This window comes from Aquimarina mytili, assembly GCF_016735115.1.
Taxonomy (GTDB): Bacteria; Bacteroidota; Bacteroidia; order Flavobacteriales; family Flavobacteriaceae; genus Aquimarina; species Aquimarina mytili.
Window position 1 is genome coordinate 1 of the sequence record NZ_JAERQJ010000010.1, and the last position, 22,713, is coordinate 22,713.

Consider the following 22,713-nt stretch of genomic DNA (forward strand, 5'->3'; position numbering starts at 1 on the left):
AATTTCTATTTGAGTTTATAACTGAACGGAAAAGGTCTGAATCGAATGTATAAGTTTAAAAACTTAGAGTGTATAGATAGTGTACCTTTTCCGTTCTTTAAAATATAAAAAATTTAAATGCAAATCTAAAGGAGTGCTTCAACTTTAGGAGAAGTGTATCGAGAACAGTAATTTTCTTATACAGAACTCAGGTTAATCTATACTATACACCTTTTCTCCATTTAAGTAAGTAGCGTATACTTTAATATTAGGAATTTTATCCTCTTCGATCTCCATAATATTATCCTCAAGAATTACAAAATCCGCAAACTTACCTGTTGTTATACTACCTTTTTCTGTTTCTTCAAAATTACTATAAGCAGCCCAAAGTGTCATTCCTTTAAGAGTTTCTTCGCGACTAAGTGCATCTTCTTTTTGAAAACCATCTTCAGGGTATTGTTTAAGATCTTTTCGAGCCACAGCTGCATAAAATGTATAGAAAGGGCTTACATGTTCTACCGGATAATCGGTTCCTAATGCTATTCTACCCGTCTTTTCCAAAAGTTTTTTATACGCATATGCCCCTTTAATACGTTGCTCTCCTAATCGTTCATCTGCCCAATACATATCGCTAGTTGCATGTGTAGGTTGTACACTCATGATTAAGTTATCATTGAGTATATCAAACTCTTCTTGAGCAACAACTTGGGCATGTTCTACTCGCCACCTGCGATCTGATTTATTTTTAAGAACTTCATAATAGGTTTTCATAACCACCGCATTTGCAGAATCTCCAATAGCATGTGTATTCATTTGAAAAGGAGACCCGGCTAATCGCTTGGCCAAAGTTGTAAATTCTTCTTTACCAATAACCATAGCACCATGGTGTCCTTCTTTGTCAGAATAAGGTTGTTTTAATGCCGCTCCTCTTGAACCTAATGCGCCATCAGCATATACTTTGAATGAAGAAACATTAAGTTTATCCGTTTTATGAACTCCTTTTTTCAAATAATACTCCACATAATCAGGAACATTGCTTACCATAGCATACATTCTAATCTTAAGCTCGTTAATTTTTTGAAGACTATCAACTAAAGAAATCACTTCGGGACTTAATCCTGCATCATCTACCGTGGTTAATCCAAAGCTAAAATTGATTGTTTGAGCATCTTTTAAGGCTTGTACTTGTTCTAATTTTGTAGGCTCCGGCACAATAGCCTCGATTAACTCCATAGGATTATCCACCAAGACTCCGGTAAGTTTTCCATCTTTTTTAAGGATTTCACCTCCTGTTACTTCAGTATCTGTAGTTATTTTGGCCATATCTAATGCTTTTTGATTTACCAATACAGCATGACCATCTACTCTGGTAACCGCTACCGGAGTTTCGGGAAATAAACTATCCAGTTTTTCTTTGGTTGGAAACTCTTTAATTTCCCAATCATTTTGATCCCAACCGCGACCTGTTATAAAAGAAACATTTTTCTTTTTTTGAAAAGCTACAATACGATCCAATACTTCATCATAACTTTTTGTTCCTGTAAGATCTACTTTTTGTTGTTGCAATCCTAATCCATAAAAATGACAATGTGCATCAATCAAACCAGGTACTATTGTTTTTCCTGAGGCATCAACGGTAGTGGTAACATCATACTTTTTTAATAATTCAGTACTGGTTCCCACGTCAATAAACCTACCATCCTTTACTACAAACGCTTCTGCTTTTGGATTAGCATCATCTACCGTATATACATTTGCATTGGACACTAATAAATCTGCCGATATTTTAGGGTCTTGACACGAAACTAAAAGTAAAATAGTAATCAGTACTATAGATATTTTTTTCATCGTTGTTGAGTTTGTTTTGAGTTTACGAATCCTAAAAATAGAGATATCTGAGTTTTCTAGGGGTTAAGGTTTTCTTAATATAAAAGAAAGTATGGTTATCTTTTTTGACCAAAAAATAAGCCTTACTTATTTTACTAGGATGCTATTGAGAGATCATGTAGTTTAGAAATCCAAAAATCACTCAATCATGAAAAAGAACGAAGAGAAATCAAATAATACTGGTCTATTAAGTTTAAAAACTGTTATTAGAACCAAGGATTTTGAAGCATCAAAATCTTTTTACACCAAAATTCTAAATTTAGAAATTGTTCAAGAATATAATGATGGAGATGGTTCTAAAGGCGTAATATTAAGATTTGGTCCAGAGGGAAGTACAGCCTTTTTTGAAATTTCTGAAATCAAAGATACACATTACTACTACCAAAAATCATTTAGCGAATCTATTAGCAATGATAAAATAGACATTCAACTAAGAACCGATAATATAGAATATTGGGCAACACGTATCAATGCACTATGGACTGCAAGAGGTCCTGTTCTAAGACCATGGGGCTCTTATTATCTTTATTTAAGAGATCCCGATGGTTTACAAATTATTATTTATCAAGAGAACGCAAAATAATCACAGTCAAACTCAAAAACATCTAATTATTATTCTGCATACTGGATCGTACCCTTATAGTTTTCGGTACTTATCTTCCCTTCTAATGCCTTATTTAAAATGAGCTCATTTGCCGTATTATTAATGGGGATGTAAAGTAACTTATCTAACGCTCGAAGATCAATAACCTTATCAGTATTACAAATTTCCAAACTCAAATACATTAATGAATTTATCTTTGTAAGGTCATTCATAAACTCTTGGCGATTATCCAATTTGCATAATCCAAGCTTTAATAGTTTAAGATTTGGTATATTTTGTATCATCACATTCTTGGGATAAGATAAATCCAAATAAAGATCACTTAGATTTTGGCAATTGGCAACCTTAACATTTTCAATATTTTTACATGATTTAGCTGTAAAAACTTCTAAACTTGGATGTGCATTTATACTAATCGTTTTAATATCTGCATCATTAATATCAAGATATTCGATACCATCTATTTGCAAAAGATCACTTAGTTCTTTATCATTTTTTACAGGAGATATGTTTATTCTTTTTAATCCACGTGAGTTCCTTATACTTGCAAATTGAGCCTTAGTTATAGTATCAGCGTGAAACCCCAGATAAGAAAGATTAGGTAACGCAGTAACCTTTTCAAGAAGTTCATCATTAAACACTGTTCCGTGTAATTCGAATCCTTCAATGCTCTCCAGGGCGTCAATACCTGCGATAAAAAAATCTTTATCTATACTAGATATATAAGCTTTTTTAAGACTATCTACTCCTTTTACATTCAGGCTTTTTAATGTATTAGATTGTATCGAAAATTCTGAAAGTGAAGGTAAGTCACTTAGAGATATTTCTTGCAAAGGCGAATCCTTTTCATTCTGATCGTAACTAGCATGAATTTGCACTTTCTCTAACTTGGATAACCCATTAATATGTAAACTTTTCATCGAAGAATTATCTATTCGAAGGTTTTGCATTTGATCAAACGAGGAAAAATAATCTAAGGCATTCTCGGTAAAATCGCAACGATAAAAACCAAGAGAATAGGTACTTGAATCAGTTTTGATCTTCAAAGGGGCAACCATTTTACTTTGTATAAAACTAATAACAGGTGCTTCAGAGTTTTCGATATCTATGGATAACGGATTTTTGCTAACAACACCATCAAAGGTAAGACTCAAAAGTCTTTGCAAGTTTTTAAGATGAATGTGACTTAATTTAGGGCATTCTTCAATGTCTACACTTAACCAATTTTTTTGTGTATTAATAATTATAGAATCTATATTAGGGATGTTGTTAAGTCTAATTGAACCGATTGAATCCAAATCTTTAAAAAGTGTGTTCACAATGGTATTATCAATAGGCAGCTCTTTAAGGCTGAGTAATCTTAAGTTTTTTAGCTTTTTTAATTTTCCGTATCCCTTTGCTGTAATCTTTGGAGCATTACTAATGGTAAGCTGCTCTAACACCGCAAACTTCTTATTCTCTGTAATATAACCAATAATCGAATCATCAACAATGGGTAATGGATCTAATCCATTATCTTCTTCTAAAGCTAAATATCTATAGTTACTTTCAGAATTAATGATATCAATACTTTCCTGTAGTTTTTCTTTGTAGGTCTTGGCGCAAGAAAAGCTAGTCATAACAGCAATATAGAGTAGAATATAAATGTTTTTCATAGCTTATAAATATACTTCATCTATTGTATTAATAAAACCTTGACTCCGTTATACTCAAAAAAAAAAAATGGAATATAGTTCTCATTTTTTGTATTGCATTATAAAAAAACCTCACAAATCTTATACTTCGGCAAGCTCAGTAACCAATCTGTGAGGTCAAAATTTTCGTATAATAGAAATTACTTTACTGTTGCAATCCAGGTATTGATCTTATCTTCTAGCAATGCTAAAGGCACACAACCAGTTTCTAATACTTGGTTATGAAACTGACGAATATCAAATTTATCATCCAACTCCTTTTCAGCTTTGGCTCGAAGTTCTCGTATTTTTAATTGTCCAATTTTATAGGATAATGCCTGCCCAGGATTAGCCATATAACGTTCAATTTCTGAGGTTATTCCAGCTTCAGACTCTGCTTCATTATCTAAAGAATATTGTATAGCCTGTTCTCTTGTCCATCCCTTAGAATGTAACCCTGTATCCACTACTAAACGAATTGCACGATGCATTTCTGCACCAAGCATCCCAAAGTATTGATATGGATCAGTATATAATCCTAATTCTTTCCCTAGTGATTCACTATATAAAGCCCAACCTTCTCCATAACCACTATACCATAATGTTTTTCTAAACTTTGGTAGTACTTCACTTTCTTGCGTTAACGAAATTTGATAATGATGCCCAGGAATTGCTTCATGCAAAAATAAAGACTCATCACTATAGACATTATATTTGGTTGCATCAGGAATTGGTGTATAAAAAATCCCTGGGCGTGTACCATCTAATGATCCCGGATTATACTCTGCACTAGCAGATTTTTCTCTAAAAGCCTCTGTGCGACGTACCTCAAAAGGAGTTTTTGGTTTTACATCAAATAGTTTTTCTATTTGTGGTTTCATACGATCATGAATCGCATTAAAGTTATCGATTACCTGTTGTGGTTTAGTAAAAGGCATCAATTCTTTCCTATTACGCACATAATCAAAGAAGGATTTTAAGTCTCCTTTATACCCTACTTGTTCTTTTATCTTCTCCATTTCGGCAGAGATACGAGCAACTTCAGATAACCCTAATTTATGAATCTCATCGGCGGTCATATTGGTAGTAGTATACAACTTGATTTGATAGCTATAAAAATCTGATCCATTAGGAATATCAGCAATACCAGAACTACTTCTACCGGCATCCAAATATGTTGTACTCATAAACTGATGTAAGCTTTTGTAAGCTGGTATAATTTTATTACCAACCATTTTGCTATATGCATCAGTTAATTGTTTTTTATCTTCTTCAGAAAAACCTTCTGGAAAATTCTTTACTGGAGTGTAGAAAAGATGTTTATCTAAATCTTCAACAGTTAATGCCTCTAATTGAGGAAGCACTTTGATGATTAAAGATTTTGGTAATACATATCCTTGTTTAATACCTTCTTTCATTTTCTCTTCTGAGGAAGCCAACCACTCTAGATATCCTTCAAGACGTTTTAACCAATTGTTATAGTCTTCAACCGTTTTAAAAGGCTGAGCACTTGCTCCACTAGCTAATTGTCCTGCTACAAGATTAATCGACCACATTTGATCAATTGGGAAATAATCAGTTTTGAAATTAAATTTTTCAAGGTTAATATCACACTCCCAATTAAGTATGGCTTTAGTCATCTTTTGGTTATCTGAAAGCGTCGTATCATTAAATGCGGTTAATTCTTCTTTATACTTTGTATAGTATGCTTTTTTCTTGTTGACAATTTCTTCTGAAAGTGGGTTGGGAAACTGATCGTTAAACCGGTTATCTCCTGCAAAAGTTGCTTGTACCGGATTAAGCTTTAGACCATCTTCATAATAGTTATTAAGCATCTCATTAAACCTAGCGCTTACATCAACTTCTGAAGAAGATTCTTTGATAGTTTTCTCATTTTTGCAAGCAGTACATACAATAGCCAGACAAGCTATAGTTATCATTTTTTTGATCATGATATGATGTGTTTTTGTTTTAAAGAATGAAAGGTAGGAAAATTAGTTATAAAAGAAATGTTTCTTAACAATATAGCAACACTACTAACCTCTCGCTAAAAAATCTATAGAGGAAGAACAAAATATCTTGTTTCCTTTTTAATCCTAAAACAGCACTTATTTTTGATCTTTTTATATCGAAAACCTATCTAAGGTTACTTTTTCTTTTTGATTATAGAGTTTTATAAATTTCATTTCTTTAGTCTCATTGGGCAACCCAAAGTTTCTATAAATGGTATATTTCATGAAAGTTGGATTCAATTTAGAGGCATCATCATATGATTTTATGTTTATGATCCACTCTCCAGGTACAGAATTATCAACAATAAACTCCTTAGAAGTAATGCCATGTTTTACCTCCTGTTTCAGAGATTCATCAGAATCATCAAATCGACGTATCCATTTTTGATATTTTTTTTCGGGGTTAACGAATTGAAACTCAAATTCTGCCTGGGGATCATTCCAATCAAAAACAATACGAACTGGTACTCCCTTTACAACTAAAAGTTCTTCTGGAATATCATTGTATGGGATATATAAACGATGATGATTTAATAAATACTGTATCTCAGATTTTACTTGTTTTCTAACTTCGGTTAATCCTTCTATATACTGAAACTCTTCTAATGTTTTTTTATACATATCATATGCTTTTGCATATTCTTTATTCTCTTTATAGATTCTGGCTAAATCAAGATAAGATTGAGCAAAATGCGGTCTTAGATCAAACAAGTTTTCATAAATAATCGCTGCTTGTCGAACATCACCTCTTTCTTCTAATAAAAATGCTAAAGTTCGTAATGCCCAGTAATTGTCTTCAATTATTTCGGTCAAATTAGAGATCACTTCTATTGAAAATTTTGAGTCCCATCGTTTAAAATATTCAGAACAAAAAACATAAAAAGTCACATCATTAATATAGGTTTCTCTAAGTTCGTAATAGATCTCTAGAGCCTTGGCATAGCTAGTACTATTCCATAACGGATCAAGATATTCTGGTCTGTTTTGATTAGGATTTAATAAAAAAATGGATTCATTATAATCATTCCCTTTCACTAAAAGCGTGTTTTTTGATTCATTATCAGATGTTAAAGAAGGTATCAAATTAGTTTTGATAACAAAAGTCCCATTTCTTGCTCTCCCACCATAAAATGTAGTTGCCGAAAGTCCAGGAATCAAAGTTATACTTTCAATCATAGAAGGTAATAAATAAAAAGGAGGTCTCGTCTGAATAGCACCATCAATTACAAATAGTGCATCATTATCTCCTAAAATTGTATTTCTTCCTCGAACTAAAATTTTGGCCGAATCTCCGAAACCTAATACCTGAACTCCTGGAAATTCTCCTTTAAGAAGATCTGTAAAATGAAGAGCAGATGGTGGAAACTCTTCTTTGGTTATCATATAGGCAGTAAACCCCATCTTGTCTTTCTCCATACTTCTATTACCAAGGTAGATTTTCTTTTCGGGTTTATCTTTCTTCTTTTGTTTTAGCGTTACTTCACTAAGTTTCTCGTACTTTGGGCTAAGTTCTATCCTTAGATCTTTTGAATCGTTAAGCATTATCTCTTTACTTTTCATACTAAAATGCTGAAAAGATAGCACCTGATCTGCATTAGCTTTAATACTGAAACTACCATTACTATCAGTTTCTGTCGCTATAAGCGTTCCTTTTACAAAAACTTTGCACCCTTCTACCGGAGTATTTTCAGACAAGACCACGCCTTTAACTAATTGTGACGACTCTTCAATGTTTTTATATAATATTGGATCATCCCATCCATTAAAAATATGTGTTAACGCTTCTTGCGGTTCGGTTCTTAAAAGATTTACATATTTACCCCCTGTAAAATTTGCAGCTTGATATAATTCTGAATGATTTGTATCTACTTTACTGCTGATATAAAAAACTGGAGCGTGGTGGATAAATTTAGGTTTTCCGTAGTTGTAATTTCCGTCGGTAAATACTAAATATTGATCTGTATTTCCATTTTCTTGAAAGGGATTAGAAAAATTTGTTGCTCCGTTATATTTTATGGTTTTAAGATGATCGATTAGAGCCTTACTGTTACCATTTTTAACAGTAAACGATTTAGTCTTCACTGTACTATTAGAAAAAGTTACAAGCTCTATATTTACATCTATAATTTCCGAAAAATACTGTGTAAGTAATTGTATTTCTTTTGCAATATTTTTATCCTTCATGGATAATGATGCATCCCAATATATTGTAATTTGTTGTGGTTTTTCATGTTTATTTGAATCAACAGGTAATAAAGAGGTTAAAGTATTCATCTTAAATGCAACACCAGTACTTTTTTGAAAACTCCAAGGATCTTGACTTGTCTTTTTAGTAAATGAATGCCCTATAGTACTGCCAGTAATTGCAAATTTGAGATTCTTACCATATACTTTAACCAGTTCGATACTTGCAATAAAATCCTGATTAACTATAATATCATATGTAGATAAATCAATGCTCTCTTCACCCGACTTTCTAGAAATAGAGTGTAAAATATTTTTGTTTACAATATTTTCTCCAGGTTGATCATTGTCTATTTTATAAATATTAACCCGCACTAAAAGACTATCTGCTGTGTTTTCTTCTATATTAAATCTTAGGTTTAGAAGTTTAGCATCTCTGTTTTGAGATTTTATATAAGCTCCTAATTCACTTCCAAGGGCATTCTTGTCTTTCCAATATGACACTACATTTGAATCATAACTAACATATCCAATGGAATCCAATTTACTTTCAGCTTCAACAAAAGAAGGTTTCATGCTTGTATCGATATTGATATCTGTAGGTTCTAAAAATATCCTGTTACTTTTATTAAGTAACGCCAAAAGTTTTTTATACGTTATATTTTGAGATTCATACCCCTTGCCTGATAATCGTAATACATCATTATCTTTTATCTTATCTTCATCATATCGCAAATAAAACCTACCCTTCTCATCGCTTACAGTTCCTACACCTTTATTCACAAAACCAATATTTAGATAGGGAATTGGTTTATTTGTATCTTGATTTATAACAAAAGCATCTACCAGTACTTCATACTGGCTATATGATATTAAAGTGGTAGCGAAAAAAAATAATGAAAATAGGATTCTTTTATGCATCATAGTTGGAAAATTAAGAAATTGGCATCTCCTAAAATAAAAAACAACCTACTATAAATCAAAGCTTTTAACGTTACCATAGGTTTTTTTAAGCTAAACTTACTCAATACTTATTTAATATTTATCAAAGGATTATATCGAAAATTTATCTAAAGTAACTTTTTCTTTTTGATCATAAAGCTTAATAAACTTTATCTCCTTAGTTTCATTAGGCAACCCATAATTCGTATAAATAGTATATTTAAGAAATGACGGTGATGACTTTGCTGTTTTTCTATTTACATTAAGATTTACAACCCATTGTCCTTCAAATGATTTTTCTATAATAAACTCTTTTGATAACGTTTTATGACTTACATCTTCTTTAAAAGATGCCTTATATTCTTGAGATTGATTAGACCATTCATAATAATTCATTTTTGGATTAACAAACTGAAGCACAAATTCTGCTTCTGGGTCATTCCAATCAAAAACTATACGAACAGGAGCGCTTTTGACAACAAGAAGTTGTGTAGGTACATCAGTATATGATACTTGTACTCTATGATTATTTAATAAATGTTGTATTTGGGATTTTACTTGCGATAAAAGTGGTGTAAAATCAACATTATTATCCTTGTTTTGCAGCATAATTTTATAGATCTCAAATGCATCTTGGTATCTCTTGTTCTCTTTATATGTTCTGGCTAAATCAAGGTATGATTGTGCATAACTTGGCCGAATTTCAAAAATATTTTCATAGACCAATAAAGCACTTTTTTGATCCCCTAACTCTTCTAATCTAAAGGCCAATGCTCTTAATGCTTCATAATCTTTACTATTAGAAATCTCAATTAAATTGGACAATACTTCTCGTGAAAAATTATCGTTCCACTTTTTAAAATATTCGAAACTATGTATAAAAAAAGCTGCCTTTTTTCCATGATATTGTATTAAATCAAAATATTGATCTAAAGCCTCTCTATACGTATTACTATTAAATAATGCATCCAAATATTTGGGTCTTTTGTTATCAAAATTATAGGTCAATTTTGGATGCGAATAATTCTTGGCGGTCTCAGTAAAATTATCATGTCCGATATTTTGCATTGCTTTATTATTAACAAACAACACAGTATTGATATAAAAAACGCCATTCCTGGCTGATGGCCCATATTGAATAGTGCCAGAAAAACCAGGTACATATGTAATGCTTTCGATCATCGAGGGAAGCAAATACATAGGTATATCTCGAATGGGTACACCATCTACAACAAACAGAGGTGTCGCACAGGATCTCCTAAATGAAGTTGATCGTGTATTACAAATTACATTACCATTACCTCTTGTGTTAATCGATGGAAACCTGGACCTTATTATATCTGTTAAGAAAATAGCTGATGGCAAAAATCTATCTTTGGTCACTGTATACGCAGCATATCCAAGTCTTTGTTTTTCTTTTTTCATTCCTCCAAAATTGACTACCTCTTTTGAGCCGTCATTTTCTGAAGTACTTACTCTTACCTGACCCAACTCATTATATTTGGGTTTAAGGCTGATTTTAATATCTTCTGGAACATCTACTAAAATCTCTTTGTCTTCAAAACCAAAATGTGTTAATGCCAACATATCGCCTTCTTTGGCATTTACATAAAAAACTCCATCTTTATTAGTTTCACTATGCAATAAAGTTCCTTTAACCAGTACTCTACACCCTTGAACGGGTGTATTATCTTCTGACAACACAACACCTTGAACTACTTCTGAAGGTATTGCAAAATCATACATCAGTGCGTCTTCTTTCTTATTAAAAATGTAATCCAAAGCAAGAGCTGGATCTGTTTTTAAAAGATTTACATATAATCCATTTGTAAAACTTGCCGATTGTTGCAACTCACTATGATTAGAATCTAATTTGCTGCTCATATAAAAAACGGGTACGTGATAAGCAAATTCTGGTTTTCCATAGTTATAATTCCCATCGGTAAATACCAGATATTGATCTGTGTTATTTTGGCCTTTAAAAAGAGTAGAAAAATTCGTTGCCCCGTTGTATTTGATTGCTTTTATTTCATTGATTAAATCTTTGCCTTCTCCATTTTGTATCACAAAAGGTTTGGTTTCTGCAGATTGATTAGAAAACGTAATCAAGTCCACCCTTGCACTTATAATTTCAGAAAAGTAATGCTCTAGAAATTGTATTTCTTGATCAATATTTTTTTCTTTCATAGAGAGTGATGTATCCCAATACATAGTAATATGCTTTGGTTTTACTCGCTCATTAGTTGTGTATGATGATAAAGGGTTTTGAGTATCAATCTTAAATGCTACACCCGCATCTTTTTTGAAGTGCCAACTATCTTGACTTGCATTTTTCACAAATGAATGCCCAACTTTACTTCCGGAAATAGTGAAATTTAAGTTTTCACCATAGACTTTTAGCAACTCGATACTTGCAATAAAATCTTCATTAGCCACAATATTATATGCAGAAAGGTCAACAGTTTCTTCTCCTTTTTTTCGAGAAATGGTATGGTAGATATTATCGTTCACAATATTATCTCCTGGCACGCCTTCATTATTTTTATAAATATTAACCCTAACCAATACGCTATCTGCAGTATTTTCAACTACATTAAATTTTAAACTTGTGAGTTTTGTATTTTTTCTGGGTGATCTAATAAAGGCCCCTATTTGGCTTCCAAGAGCATTTTTATCTCTCCAATAGGCGTGTACGTCAGAATCATATGTAATATACCCTAAAGCATCTTGTTTTATTTCCTCTAAAGATTCAGAACTAGCATCTGCACTATCATTTACCGGTGCAAGAAATATTTTATTCGAACTATGCAGTATTTGAAAAAGCTGTTTATACGTAAAACGCATAGATTGATAACCAATACCCGAGAATTGTATGATATCATTTTCTTCAATTCTATCTTCGTCATAACGCAAATAAAATCTCCCGTTCTTATTAGTTATCGTACCAATTCCTTTATCTACAAAACCAACATTGGCATAAGAAATTGGTTGATTCGTGTCTTGATTAAGAACAAAAGCATCTATGAGTACTTCATACTGCCCGTATGAAAAAAGTGTAGTTGCTAAAAAGATTGATAAAAATAAAAGCCCTCTATTCCTCATAACAATTAGATTTAAACAATTCGTGTTTCCTAAAATAACAAACAATCCACTGTAAATCAACAAGTTTAACGTTAAGAATAGTTAATTTTTAAGGTAAATCAATTCATATCTATTGTTTCCTTTTTAAAAGGATCTTCTATTTTTTCAATTTAGCTTTTAGCATCATTTTTTCTTTGGATATCCATTCTTTCTTTAAGATACTAAGTAGTACTGCATCTGTACGGCCTTTACCGTCAAGTGCCGGAAAAATACCTCGCAACACTCCTTCTTGAATACATCCCACACTTTTCATCGCTGCAATACTTATTGTATTTTCTATGTAAGCCGCCATTCCAATACGTTCAGCCTTCATGGTTTCAAAAGCAAATTCAAACAACAGGTATTTACAGTTTTTATTTAATCCTGTTCCTCTAAAGGCAGATCCATACCAGGTATATCCCAGCCTAATTGCAGATAGGGCAGGCATTATTTCGCAATATCTTGTACTTCCGGCATATTGTTTCTTTACTTTATCATAAACGATGAAAGGATATTCTTTTTTGGTTTTTCTGCCATCAATAGCAGATTGAATGTATGAGGTTAATTTTTTTTCTCCATTCCCTTTCACAAAAGAATACTCCCAAATATCGGGCTCGTTGGCAATCTCCAATAAATGAGGGACATCTTCGATAAGTAGAGGTCGTAGCTGTACCACATCATTTTCCAGAATGTGTTTTTTTGTGAAGTCAAATTGAAGCATATAGTTATTTGCTGTTAATCTTTATAAAGTTATAAAGATTAATCTATTTCACTTAAATATGAAAACCTAAAGGTGTGCTTTAATATGCTCTGGTATATTGTTCTTTCTCTGTAAGTGAAATTGCTTTTTTCCCATTTCCGGTTAAGAACTTTGTTTTTAGTGTTTCTCTGTCTTTTAATCGCTGAAAAAAGACAATAAAATGAAGATGCGGTCCAGTAGCCCATCCAACATCGCCACTGTATCCAATAAACTGACCTATTTTTATTTGATCACCAATTTTTACACTAGCACCATTTTTCTTGATATGGGTATATTCTGCAAAGGTACCATCGCTATGGTATATTAGAATAAAATTATTGAATTTGGCACATTCTGCTGTAGTACAACTTTTGCTATAGCTTTCTTCTACATCAACAACAATACCATCACGAGCAGCATAAATTTTTGTCCCTGTAGGCATTTTAAAATCAAGGGCATTTTCATTTTGATGAGAAGTTGTACCACCATATCCTTGAGATAACCAAAAGGTATTTCCTTTGCCATAAGGTAAATAGTATTTAAAATCAGCATCGTATTTCTTTTGATTATGATCACCATGATTATAGGTTGACTCGTATCCTAGCTTGATTCTTTTTTTACGATCTATTACATTGAGATCTGTTATAACGTATTTTTTAGTTCTGGCCGGAACTAAAAAAACTTTATTATCACCATTAGTAGAATTCAGGTTTTCTAGCCTAAAATTAATTTTTGCGGAAACTGGACTATACTCATCATTATCGGCAAGGATCCTAAATCCATTATCGGTTTCTTCATAATACAACTTAAAATTATCCTGAGTATAGGCCAGAATTGAAAAGAAGCAACAAATAGCTAAAGAGATACTTTTCATAGATTTTATTTTTATCTAAAATACAACAAAAATCATACCTTCTCTTATATCGCTAGAGAGCAGACTTCTCTTTTAACAATAAAACTGGGGTGCTTTTTGATCAAAGTACTGTTTTGAAGTTTGTAAATAGCTCCTGCCAGTGACGAGAGATCGTTGTATACTATATAATTAGCTCCTGCCAATGACGAGAGATCGTTGTATAGTATATAATTAGCTCCTGCCAGTGACGAGAGATCGTTATATAGTATATAATTAACTCCTGCCAATGACGAAAGATCGTTGTATAGTATATAATTAACTCCTGCCAATGACGAGAGATCGTTATATATTAGGTAAACAACTGATTCTATTGATTAGATCCACTTTTTTTATTCCAAATATCTAATCAAAATATTCTACTTGATTGGTCGTATAATATGTCTGCTCTCCATTAAAAAAGCTTACCCCGTTGCCATTTGATTTAATGACATAAGAGTTAAATGCAAATGTCTTTGCTGGAGTACCTTTATTATGACTTCTATATGGATAATTGGACTGAAAAGAATCCCCTTCTGATATAAGTGTTATCCTTGACCATTGACAAAAAAGATGACCTTGCGATCTATAAACATTATTGCTACTTTTTAATATTGAATTATATCCAGTAGAAACATCATACAATTGAACGCGACTATTTATTACATTTCCACTAAATAACAAAGTTTCATTATCAATAAAATCAGAGACCTTAATCGACCTATAATTCTCACCTTCAAAATAATTATCAATTACCCTTAATCCTACCGATGCAACACTTATATACAAATCCCAATTATGCATAGAATATATGTGATTGCCCTGTACTAATGTACCTGCACATGCATCCAAATGTATACCTCTATAACCTGTTACATTACTTGGAGAATAAATTAGATTATTTGTTATAAAAAAATCGGTTGCCTTGTTCCTTTCAACATCAGTAACTTTAATGCCCGTTTTACATATAATCTTATTTTCCTGAATTTTATTGTTAACAAGAGTAGTAGTTAAATTAACTCCACTAGAAGTCTTTGTAGAAATTTCAATTCCTGTTTCAAATCCTGAGATTGTATTATTATTTATTTCAGAATTCCAATTTCTAAGTATTATACCGCGTTTAACATTAAACCCATTTGATTCTAACCGAAAACCATCAAACCGTAAAGGCGTTCCTACATAGTTAACCGTTGAAATATAATTTGCGGTACCTATCATAAAATCAGAATCACTATTTGCCTTAATTACTGCACCATCTGAGATAAGCTTGATATAATTTTTATTAGGAATAATTAATTGACTTACATAGTATACCCCTTCTTCAAAATAAACTACATCAAAAGCATCAGCCTGATCCAATACCTCTTGTATCTGACTTGTATGGTCGCTTAAAGTTTCGTCAGCTACTACTATCAATTTATTAACAAAAGATTTCAACTTAATATCTAATTGAGAAGAAGAATTAATACTCGATACAAATACAGAGATAGTTTCTTCTTTTTCTTCTTCTCTTGGCTCCAGAAAATCTTTTAAGTTAAACCCAAATTCTGCCTTACCCAAGGCATCAGAAATCTCGATCTTCTCTCCTCTTACTAATAAACTTAAATTATTAATTGGTTCATTAGAACTTACGTAAATTGATAAATTTATTTCATCTCCAACATGGAACATTTGATCCGTTTTTGGATCAAAGTTTTCTGCAAATAAATTAATCTCGTCATTTATCATTTCTTCCTCATTATTGCAAGAGGTAAGTAAAATTGTAACGATTATAACAATTGATGCTGTCAATATTTTTTTCATGTAAGATTTATTTATTGTTAACCTGGAAAACCCAGAAGACAACTGGATTAATAACATACCTTTATAGATATGTTCCTAGACATACATAAATCTTACCCATATGAAGAAATTTAATTTTGCTAATATGCGAAATGATATAATAACACTAATAATCAAACTTATAGGTAGCCCCTCCTAGGATCTGTATCCCTTGTACAGGAAAATTAATCCAACGCTCATAGTTTTCTCCTGCCAGATTATTTCCTTTTACAAAGAAAGAAAGTTGATCATTTAAACGATATCCAAGGTTTATATTAGCATCAAAATAAGAGTCTAGTGTGGTGGTAGCCTGAGTAAACAAAGGAAGGGTAACAGTATTATCTATATCTTTTCGCTCACCAACATAAAATAATTGTGCTCCAAAGTACCATTGTTTATTGATTTGATAATCTAAAAGCAAAGAAGCTTTTACTTCGGGTAAATTCCATGCTTCTTGTTCGTCTTCTGTACTATAGTTAAAATACTCTGCAGAAGCTCCTAATTTGAATTTTTTACTGATTTCAAAATTTAATTCACCGTAACCCACTACTGTAGTGACATCGTCATAACGATATGAGAAAGAGTTTCCGTAATCATATCCTTCAAATTGAAAAATAGATCTTGTATTATTGACAAATAAAGGTTTCTCATCTTCAGAGATATAACTTCCTCTAAAATTATAGCTTACCACATCTGATATCTTCCCTTTTAAACCTATATTGGCATTATACAATGTACTGGTTTGTTCTATAGTTAAGGTTGGTGATACAAAAGGGTTGATTTGTACAGCATCTCTATACGTATTTTGGCGTAACTCTCCTTCTAATCCTCCATAGGCGATTACTGACTCTTCTAATAATCTATACGATGCTGTAACTTTTGGATATATATAGAAATCATTGTCTTCATTTTCTGTATCAATACTATAATGCACTGCTGCACCAAGGTTTAGGGTTAAGTTATCTCGAAGTATTACTAAACTTGGATGTACTCCAAGGTTAAGAATACCGTATTTATTGGTATTATCTATTACCGGATCAAAGCCACGTTCAAAACTACCATTAAGATAATCCACAATAAAATTTGTAGTAATCAAAGAATTTCCCATCTCAAACTCAAACGTTGGTTTGGCAACAACATGGTGCTCTATGGATTTAAGTGCATCTCCGAAAAAACGATACTTAAGCGATGCTTTCTTAAAATACAGATCATCAAACTGAAGCTTACCTCCTAATTTTACTCCAAAATAATTTTGCTGTGGATCAATAGCATCAATTTGTTCTAATGTAAGTTCTGGCGTTTCTGGCAATCCATACCAATTGTATAGCTGGTGCTCTGCTCCTACTTCTATACCGTAGGTATAGTCTCGATTACGAGAGGTATAATTAAGATCTAGAAATGTATTATAAAACTTATTATCTAATTGTACTTCATCAATCCCGCCCTGAGAAGAATTATGATGTAAATATAGACCAAGATTATCTGAACGATTGACTTGAAAATTACTGTAGAACTCTGCCAGAGCCGATGTAAAATTACCAAATCCTAAGGTTGCGTAGTTATCATATATTTCTATTGGTTTTGGTTTATCTATATTAGCCGCTCTTCCTTTTGCTGGCGTATAGATAGATGCCACCGGAACCGAAAAAATACTATATCGTATTTGTTTTTTCTTTTGTGTCACCGAATCATTAAGAATCGGATTAGATTTAATCTTAAAGGCATCGCTTATCGTTGGTGTATATGCCTTGACAATAACAACTCGTTCGGTTTCTAAATCTTCGTTTTCTTTTTCTTGTGCAAAACTTATTGTACTTAGCAAGACACTAAGTGTAAAAAGTAATTTTCTATGCCCTAAAGGTCTTAAAGACCCTTGAGATCTATTGATTCTTTTCAAAAATGTAAACATACAATACAAATCGTTTTAAAACTGATAATTACTGTTCGGTTTGGATGGATGAATTAGTTTTTGCCTCTTCGGCTTTAATTTTTTGAAGCTCAACTGTTGCCTCGTCTACGACATCGGGATAATCAGAGAAATTTTTAATAACACTCTCCAGAATATATGTTGCTTGATACGCATCTTTAAGTCCGTAGAAGTTTTTGGCCATTAGCACCAATCCTTTAGAACCGTACAATCGGTATCCAGGATAGTCTTTGGCAAGTTTTTGTATGGTTTGATTGGATGTTTTATAGTTGCCTTCTTCATTTTTGAAATAGGCGTCATAGTATAATGCCTCTGCTGCTAATTCTCCAGTGGCAATTTTTTGTACTTCGGCATATGCCAGTTTTGCTCTAGACATATTATTGGTTTGCAAAGCAGCTCTTGCTGTAAATATCTTGGCATCACGTTGCACATCCTTTTGAATTTTGGGATTAGCCAATACTTTATCTGCATACTCGATGGTTTTTTGATAATTGAGTAATTGGTAATAAGACTTCATCAAGTTAGATTGCGCAAAAACAATATTCTGCGGAAAATCAGCATCGTTCTCTAATCGTTCCAGTACAGGAATTGCTTTTTGATAACTACGATTTTCTAAATACACTTGTGACAATCTAGCCAATGCCTGTTCTGTAAATTCTGTTCTGTCGTTTTGAAGCACATATTCATAATGTGGTATACTAGCGTCTTTATCTCCTTTTTTGAAATACAGCTGCGCTAAATGAAAATGGCTTTTTAGAGCATGTAATCCATTAGGAAACTCATTCAAGTATTTCTCAAATCCATTAATTGCGGCACTTTCATTATTCTCAAGAAATTGTTTCTCAGCCGCTTCGAATGAAGTATTATCCAAATCGGCATCACTAACCTCTACAAAACTTAACCCCTTTACCCACGAAGCATACTCGTCGGTTCTTCCTAAATCTACATAAATCAGTCTCGCCGTATTTACGGCTTGTATAGCCTCATCTGTACCAGGATAATCAGCAACCACTTTCTTGAACTTAGATAATGCCCTATTTCCTTGATCTCTATTATAGAAGACCAAACCTTGTTTCAACAACCCTTTAGGCACATACGAACTTCTGGGCATTTCTCTAATTAAGCGATCATAAGCTTCAATTCCTCGTTCAATTTTGTTTTCCGAAATGTAAACATCACCAAGTGCAAACATAGCATCATCACGATATGTAGATCTAGGATATTGTAGTAAGAACATCTCTAAATCTTTAATCTTTTGACTATGTTTATTCACAAATCCATAACTAATTGCCTTTTGATAATGTGCATAATCAGCGTCGGGTCCGTTTTTTTTGATCGCCTCGTTATATGCTTCCATGGCTGGCCAATATTTACTGGAAATAAAGTGACTATCCCCTAATCTAAGGAAAGTATCTTCTTGTCTGGATTCATCTGTGTCACTTTTTTTACTATAAGCTTCAAAATATTGAGCCGCTTGCTGATATTGTTTTAGTTTAAAATAGGTGTATCCTAAATTATAATCCAGATGTTCAAATTCTATAGTAGACGATGCACCGGTACTGCCTTGAAATTGTTTAAAGTCTATTAGGGCTTCATCAAAATCATGCAATAGATAGTGGCTTTCAGCCTTCCAATAGATAGCCTTTGCCGTAAAGTTAGCATCTACTTGTTCTTTTAACGATTTATCAAAGTAACGTATCGCCTCGGTATAATTATTTTGAGTATATAATTCGACACCCCTATAAAAAGCCACTTTTTGATATACTTCTTTATCGGCAAAATTCCTACTTCCTTCAAGAAGGTCCATTGCTTCCTTATAATTTTTGGATGTAATATAAGAACTGACTAAAAGCTCCTTGATTTCATCTTCAAACTCTGTATTTGGATATTGATCTAAATATCGCAATAAGATATTTGGAGTACTTTCATATGAGTTTCCGATTTCATAACTCAACTTGGCATAATTGTATAATGCGTCTTCTTTGATCTTAGCTTCAAAATCCATTTCTGAAGCATTCTTAAAAGCATTCAAAGCTTGTTGTTTTTGATCTGTTTTTAAGTACGATTCTGCCAAATGATAATAGGCATTTTGTGCTGTAGCATTACGACCGTCTACAATTTTATTAAATTCTGAAATTGCATTACTATAATCTCCCTTTTTATAGTAGGCATACCCTAGGTAATAATAATCTGTATTATTCCATTTTCCTTTACGTCCTTTGTATTCTTTAAGATACGGAATCGCTTTTTCGTATTTTCCTAAATTGAAATAGCTTTCTCCAATAATTTTATTTAATTCAGATTTTTCTGAAGGTTTTGATTTTGGTAATTGGGTTAATCCTTCTTTTATAGCATCTTCAAAGTTTCCCGATTTGAAATTCATATCACTCTGAAAATACGACAGGTTTTTATTGTACTCATCTAAGTCTTTGACCTCATCAAAAAGTTTATCTGCCTCTTTATAGTTATCACCTTCATACGCTATAAAACCGAGATAGTACTTAGCTTTTGCACCATATTCCGGAGAATCCTGTACACGATTTAAAAACTTTTTTGCTTCATTAAATCTTTGAATTTTAAAATATGCGTATCCATAATTGAAGTTATACTTTTCTTTTTCCTTTCTACTCAAATTTGCTGCATCAACCTTATCATACCATTTTCGAGCATAAGCATATTTCCCATTATCAAAATAATAAGTAGCTGCGTCTAAATAGGCTGCATTTCGCTTAATACTGGTAGGATATTGTACTACAAAACTCTCTAAAAGTTGATCGGCATCTTTTTGATTAAGCCAAACCGCACAATTGGCAATATAATAACTACAATTAGCATCGATATTTTCGTCATTGACGGCATCCCGAACCTTATCAAAAAGGTTCTGAGCTGCTAGAAACTGTTTGTTATTATACAATTCTAACGCTTGGTTATACTGTACTAATTCATTTGTGTAAATTGCAGATTGCTGTGCAGATATAGGTCCAGACAAGCCAATCACAAAAAGCATCGAGGTGATGTATTTGTTCATCTAAATATATAGGTTTAGATTCCGGTCTGCACCGGAATGACAATTTAATTGAATCAAGGCAAGCCTTGAGTTTTTTTGAGTAAATATCGTTTCCCGCGAATAAATTTTGAGTTAAAGATAGCCTAATCTTCATAGTAATAACGAAAGAATTTGAAGATAATTACATCCCTTTTTAGAATTATGAATTCTTTATGAATACTAAGATTGAAGGAGTTTACTATTAACGTCTTCATATTATCTCAAGGAAGTAGGACCGACATCTATTATTAAAACTAAAATATTTAGTATAAAAAATGGTTATCCATGTACGGTCGTTAAAAACTATTTTTAATACCTAATTGTTTTAAAAGAAAACTTTTTACTTTTACCAAGTACTATTAATTGATAATCATAAACTATGTCTAATACGGTATTAAGCCTTAAGGATGCTTCTATTTATCAACGTGAAAGCCTAATTCTCTCTGATGTTAATGTAGAGGTTAACAAAGGTGATTTTGTCTATCTTATTGGTAAAACCGGTACAGGTAAAAGTAGTTTTATGAAGACTCTATATGGTGATCTTCCTTTATTAGAAGGAGAAGGAAGTATTGTTGATTTTGATTTACCTACACTACAAGAAAATCAAATCCCATTTCTACGCCGTAAATTGGGTATTGTATTTCAAGATTTTAAATTGCTTAATGATAGAACCGTAAAAGACAATTTATTATTTGTGCTTAAAGCAACCGGGTGGACAGACGAAATAGCAATGGATGATAAGATCGATAATGTTCTGGACAAAGTAGGGATGAAAACCAAGGGGTTTAAATTTCCATATCAATTATCAGGAGGAGAGCAACAGCGTATTGCTATAGCACGAGCTCTTTTAAATGATCCGGAGCTAATATTGGCAGATGAGCCTACCGGAAATCTGGATCCACAGACTTCAGTTGAAGTAATGGAGGTTCTTCAAGATATCAATAAGAACGGTAACACTATTCTTATGGCTACACATGATTATGCCTTACTTCTAAAATATCCATCAAAAACTTTGAAATGTGATGGAAACAAGGTTTTTGAGGTAGTACAGAGAAAAGGATGATTTCACATTTCACTTTTCTTTAGTTTTCTCATTTAAATTAGAATGTACTATCCAAAAATATCTGTATGAAAACAAATCTATATTTTACGAAAACGTTGTAAGTTGTGTTTTTTATCGGTAAAAAATGTATTTTACCGATTATTTGTTGTTTTTTACAAGTTTTAAAACCAAGAAACCTCTTACATTTGTAATGTAAAATTAACGAAGTAAAAAAAACACTTCACCCCAAAATAAAGAAAGCCCCAAATATTACCCCAAATCATACCCCAAAATATCGACTATAAATCCCGAGCCCCCTCTCGGGATTTTTTTTGCGATCTTATATTCTATTAAAAATATTCATAAAGGACAAAAAAGTACCAACTCTTTACCCGTTTCACTTTTGCTGTATTCAACATTTCTGTCAAAACCGTAAGCAAAAAACTGAGAAAACGTCAATATTTGTGTATTTTATCGATATAAAAATGCATTTTACCGATTATTTGTTGTTTTTTACAAGTTCTAACTCGAAGTACCTTCTTATATTTGTACTGTAAAAATGAGAGAGGTGTTTTTAAAACATTTCGCCCAAAAAATAAGAAACCCCAAATTACCCCAAGATATTTGGATTAGCCCCCAAATCATACCCCAAAATATCGATACAAGTCCCGAGTTTCCCCCCTCGGGACTTTTTATTTGTATCCTCTTTATACAAGTATTAAAATTTTTATAAAACTTTGATTAGTTTGTAATTCGATTAAAATTCTATCGTATCTTATTATAGATAAAAAATTGTATCATTTAAAAATAGGCTTATGAAATTATTTTACGGAATTATGATCGTAGAC

At 32.3% G+C, this 22,713-nt stretch carries 13 protein-coding genes; 2 read left to right on the plus strand and 11 right to left on the minus strand.

The window, feature by feature from the left end; genetic code table 11:
• Positions 1 to 192: 192 nt before the first annotated feature.
• A complete protein-coding gene (locus tag JJQ60_RS18730; RefSeq protein ID WP_201923819.1) occupies positions 193 to 1,827 on the minus strand; it encodes an amidohydrolase in 1,635 nt (544 codons plus the stop codon).
• A 187-nt stretch (positions 1,828 to 2,014) separates the two neighbouring features.
• Between JJQ60_RS18730 and JJQ60_RS18735 the strand changes: the two genes are divergently transcribed.
• Positions 2,015 to 2,449 carry a VOC family protein gene (locus JJQ60_RS18735; protein ID WP_201923820.1) on the plus strand — a complete coding sequence of 145 codons (435 nt, stop codon included), beginning with the start codon at positions 2,015 to 2,017 and terminating at the stop codon, positions 2,447 to 2,449.
• Between the two features lie 29 nt (positions 2,450 to 2,478).
• Here the strand turns inward: JJQ60_RS18735 and JJQ60_RS18740 are convergent, their stop codons facing one another.
• The 10 genes from JJQ60_RS18740 to JJQ60_RS18785 all read right to left on the minus strand — a co-directional run bounded on the left by JJQ60_RS18740 (position 2,479) and on the right by JJQ60_RS18785 (position 20,805).
• Positions 2,479 to 4,125 (minus strand): hypothetical protein, encoded by a 1,647-nt coding sequence (locus tag JJQ60_RS18740; RefSeq protein WP_201923821.1) that lies wholly within the window; start codon positions 4,123 to 4,125, stop codon positions 2,479 to 2,481.
• Between the two features lie 179 nt (positions 4,126 to 4,304).
• Positions 4,305 to 6,095 carry a DUF885 domain-containing protein gene (locus JJQ60_RS18745; RefSeq protein WP_201923823.1) on the minus strand — a complete coding sequence of 597 codons (1,791 nt, stop codon included), beginning with the start codon at positions 6,093 to 6,095 and terminating at the stop codon, positions 4,305 to 4,307.
• Positions 6,096 to 6,266: 171 nt separating this feature from the next.
• The gene (locus JJQ60_RS18750) at positions 6,267 to 9,263 is read right to left on the minus strand and encodes a carboxypeptidase-like regulatory domain-containing protein (RefSeq protein WP_201923825.1); all 2,997 of its coding nucleotides are present in this window, start codon (positions 9,261 to 9,263) and stop codon (positions 6,267 to 6,269) included.
• A gap of 129 nt (positions 9,264 to 9,392) precedes the next feature.
• A complete protein-coding gene (locus JJQ60_RS18755) occupies positions 9,393 to 12,383 on the minus strand; it encodes a carboxypeptidase-like regulatory domain-containing protein (RefSeq protein WP_201923826.1) in 2,991 nt (996 codons plus the stop codon).
• A gap of 136 nt (positions 12,384 to 12,519) precedes the next feature.
• Positions 12,520 to 13,122, minus strand: a complete 603-nt coding sequence (locus tag JJQ60_RS18760; RefSeq protein ID WP_201923827.1) for a GNAT family N-acetyltransferase — start codon at positions 13,120 to 13,122, stop codon at positions 12,520 to 12,522.
• 79 nt (positions 13,123 to 13,201) lie between these two features.
• Positions 13,202 to 14,014, minus strand: a complete 813-nt coding sequence (locus JJQ60_RS22200) for a M23 family metallopeptidase (protein ID WP_201923828.1) — start codon at positions 14,012 to 14,014, stop codon at positions 13,202 to 13,204.
• Positions 14,015 to 14,058: 44 nt separating this feature from the next.
• The gene (locus tag JJQ60_RS18770; RefSeq protein WP_201923829.1) at positions 14,059 to 14,322 is read right to left on the minus strand and encodes a hypothetical protein; all 264 of its coding nucleotides are present in this window, start codon (positions 14,320 to 14,322) and stop codon (positions 14,059 to 14,061) included.
• 73 nt (positions 14,323 to 14,395) lie between these two features.
• Positions 14,396 to 15,832, minus strand: coding sequence for a right-handed parallel beta-helix repeat-containing protein (locus JJQ60_RS18775; RefSeq protein ID WP_201923830.1), 1,437 nt, complete (start codon positions 15,830 to 15,832; stop codon positions 14,396 to 14,398).
• Between the two features lie 145 nt (positions 15,833 to 15,977).
• Positions 15,978 to 17,759 (minus strand): TonB-dependent receptor, encoded by a 1,782-nt coding sequence (locus JJQ60_RS18780; RefSeq protein WP_201923832.1) that lies wholly within the window; start codon positions 17,757 to 17,759, stop codon positions 15,978 to 15,980.
• Between the two features lie 28 nt (positions 17,760 to 17,787).
• The gene (locus tag JJQ60_RS18785; RefSeq protein ID WP_201923833.1) at positions 17,788 to 20,805 is read right to left on the minus strand and encodes a tetratricopeptide repeat protein; all 3,018 of its coding nucleotides are present in this window, start codon (positions 20,803 to 20,805) and stop codon (positions 17,788 to 17,790) included.
• A gap of 397 nt (positions 20,806 to 21,202) precedes the next feature.
• Between JJQ60_RS18785 and JJQ60_RS18790 the strand changes: the two genes are divergently transcribed.
• Positions 21,203 to 21,886, plus strand: a complete 684-nt coding sequence (locus JJQ60_RS18790) for a cell division ATP-binding protein FtsE (RefSeq protein ID WP_201923836.1) — start codon at positions 21,203 to 21,205, stop codon at positions 21,884 to 21,886.
• Positions 21,887 to 22,713: the final 827 nt, after the last annotated feature.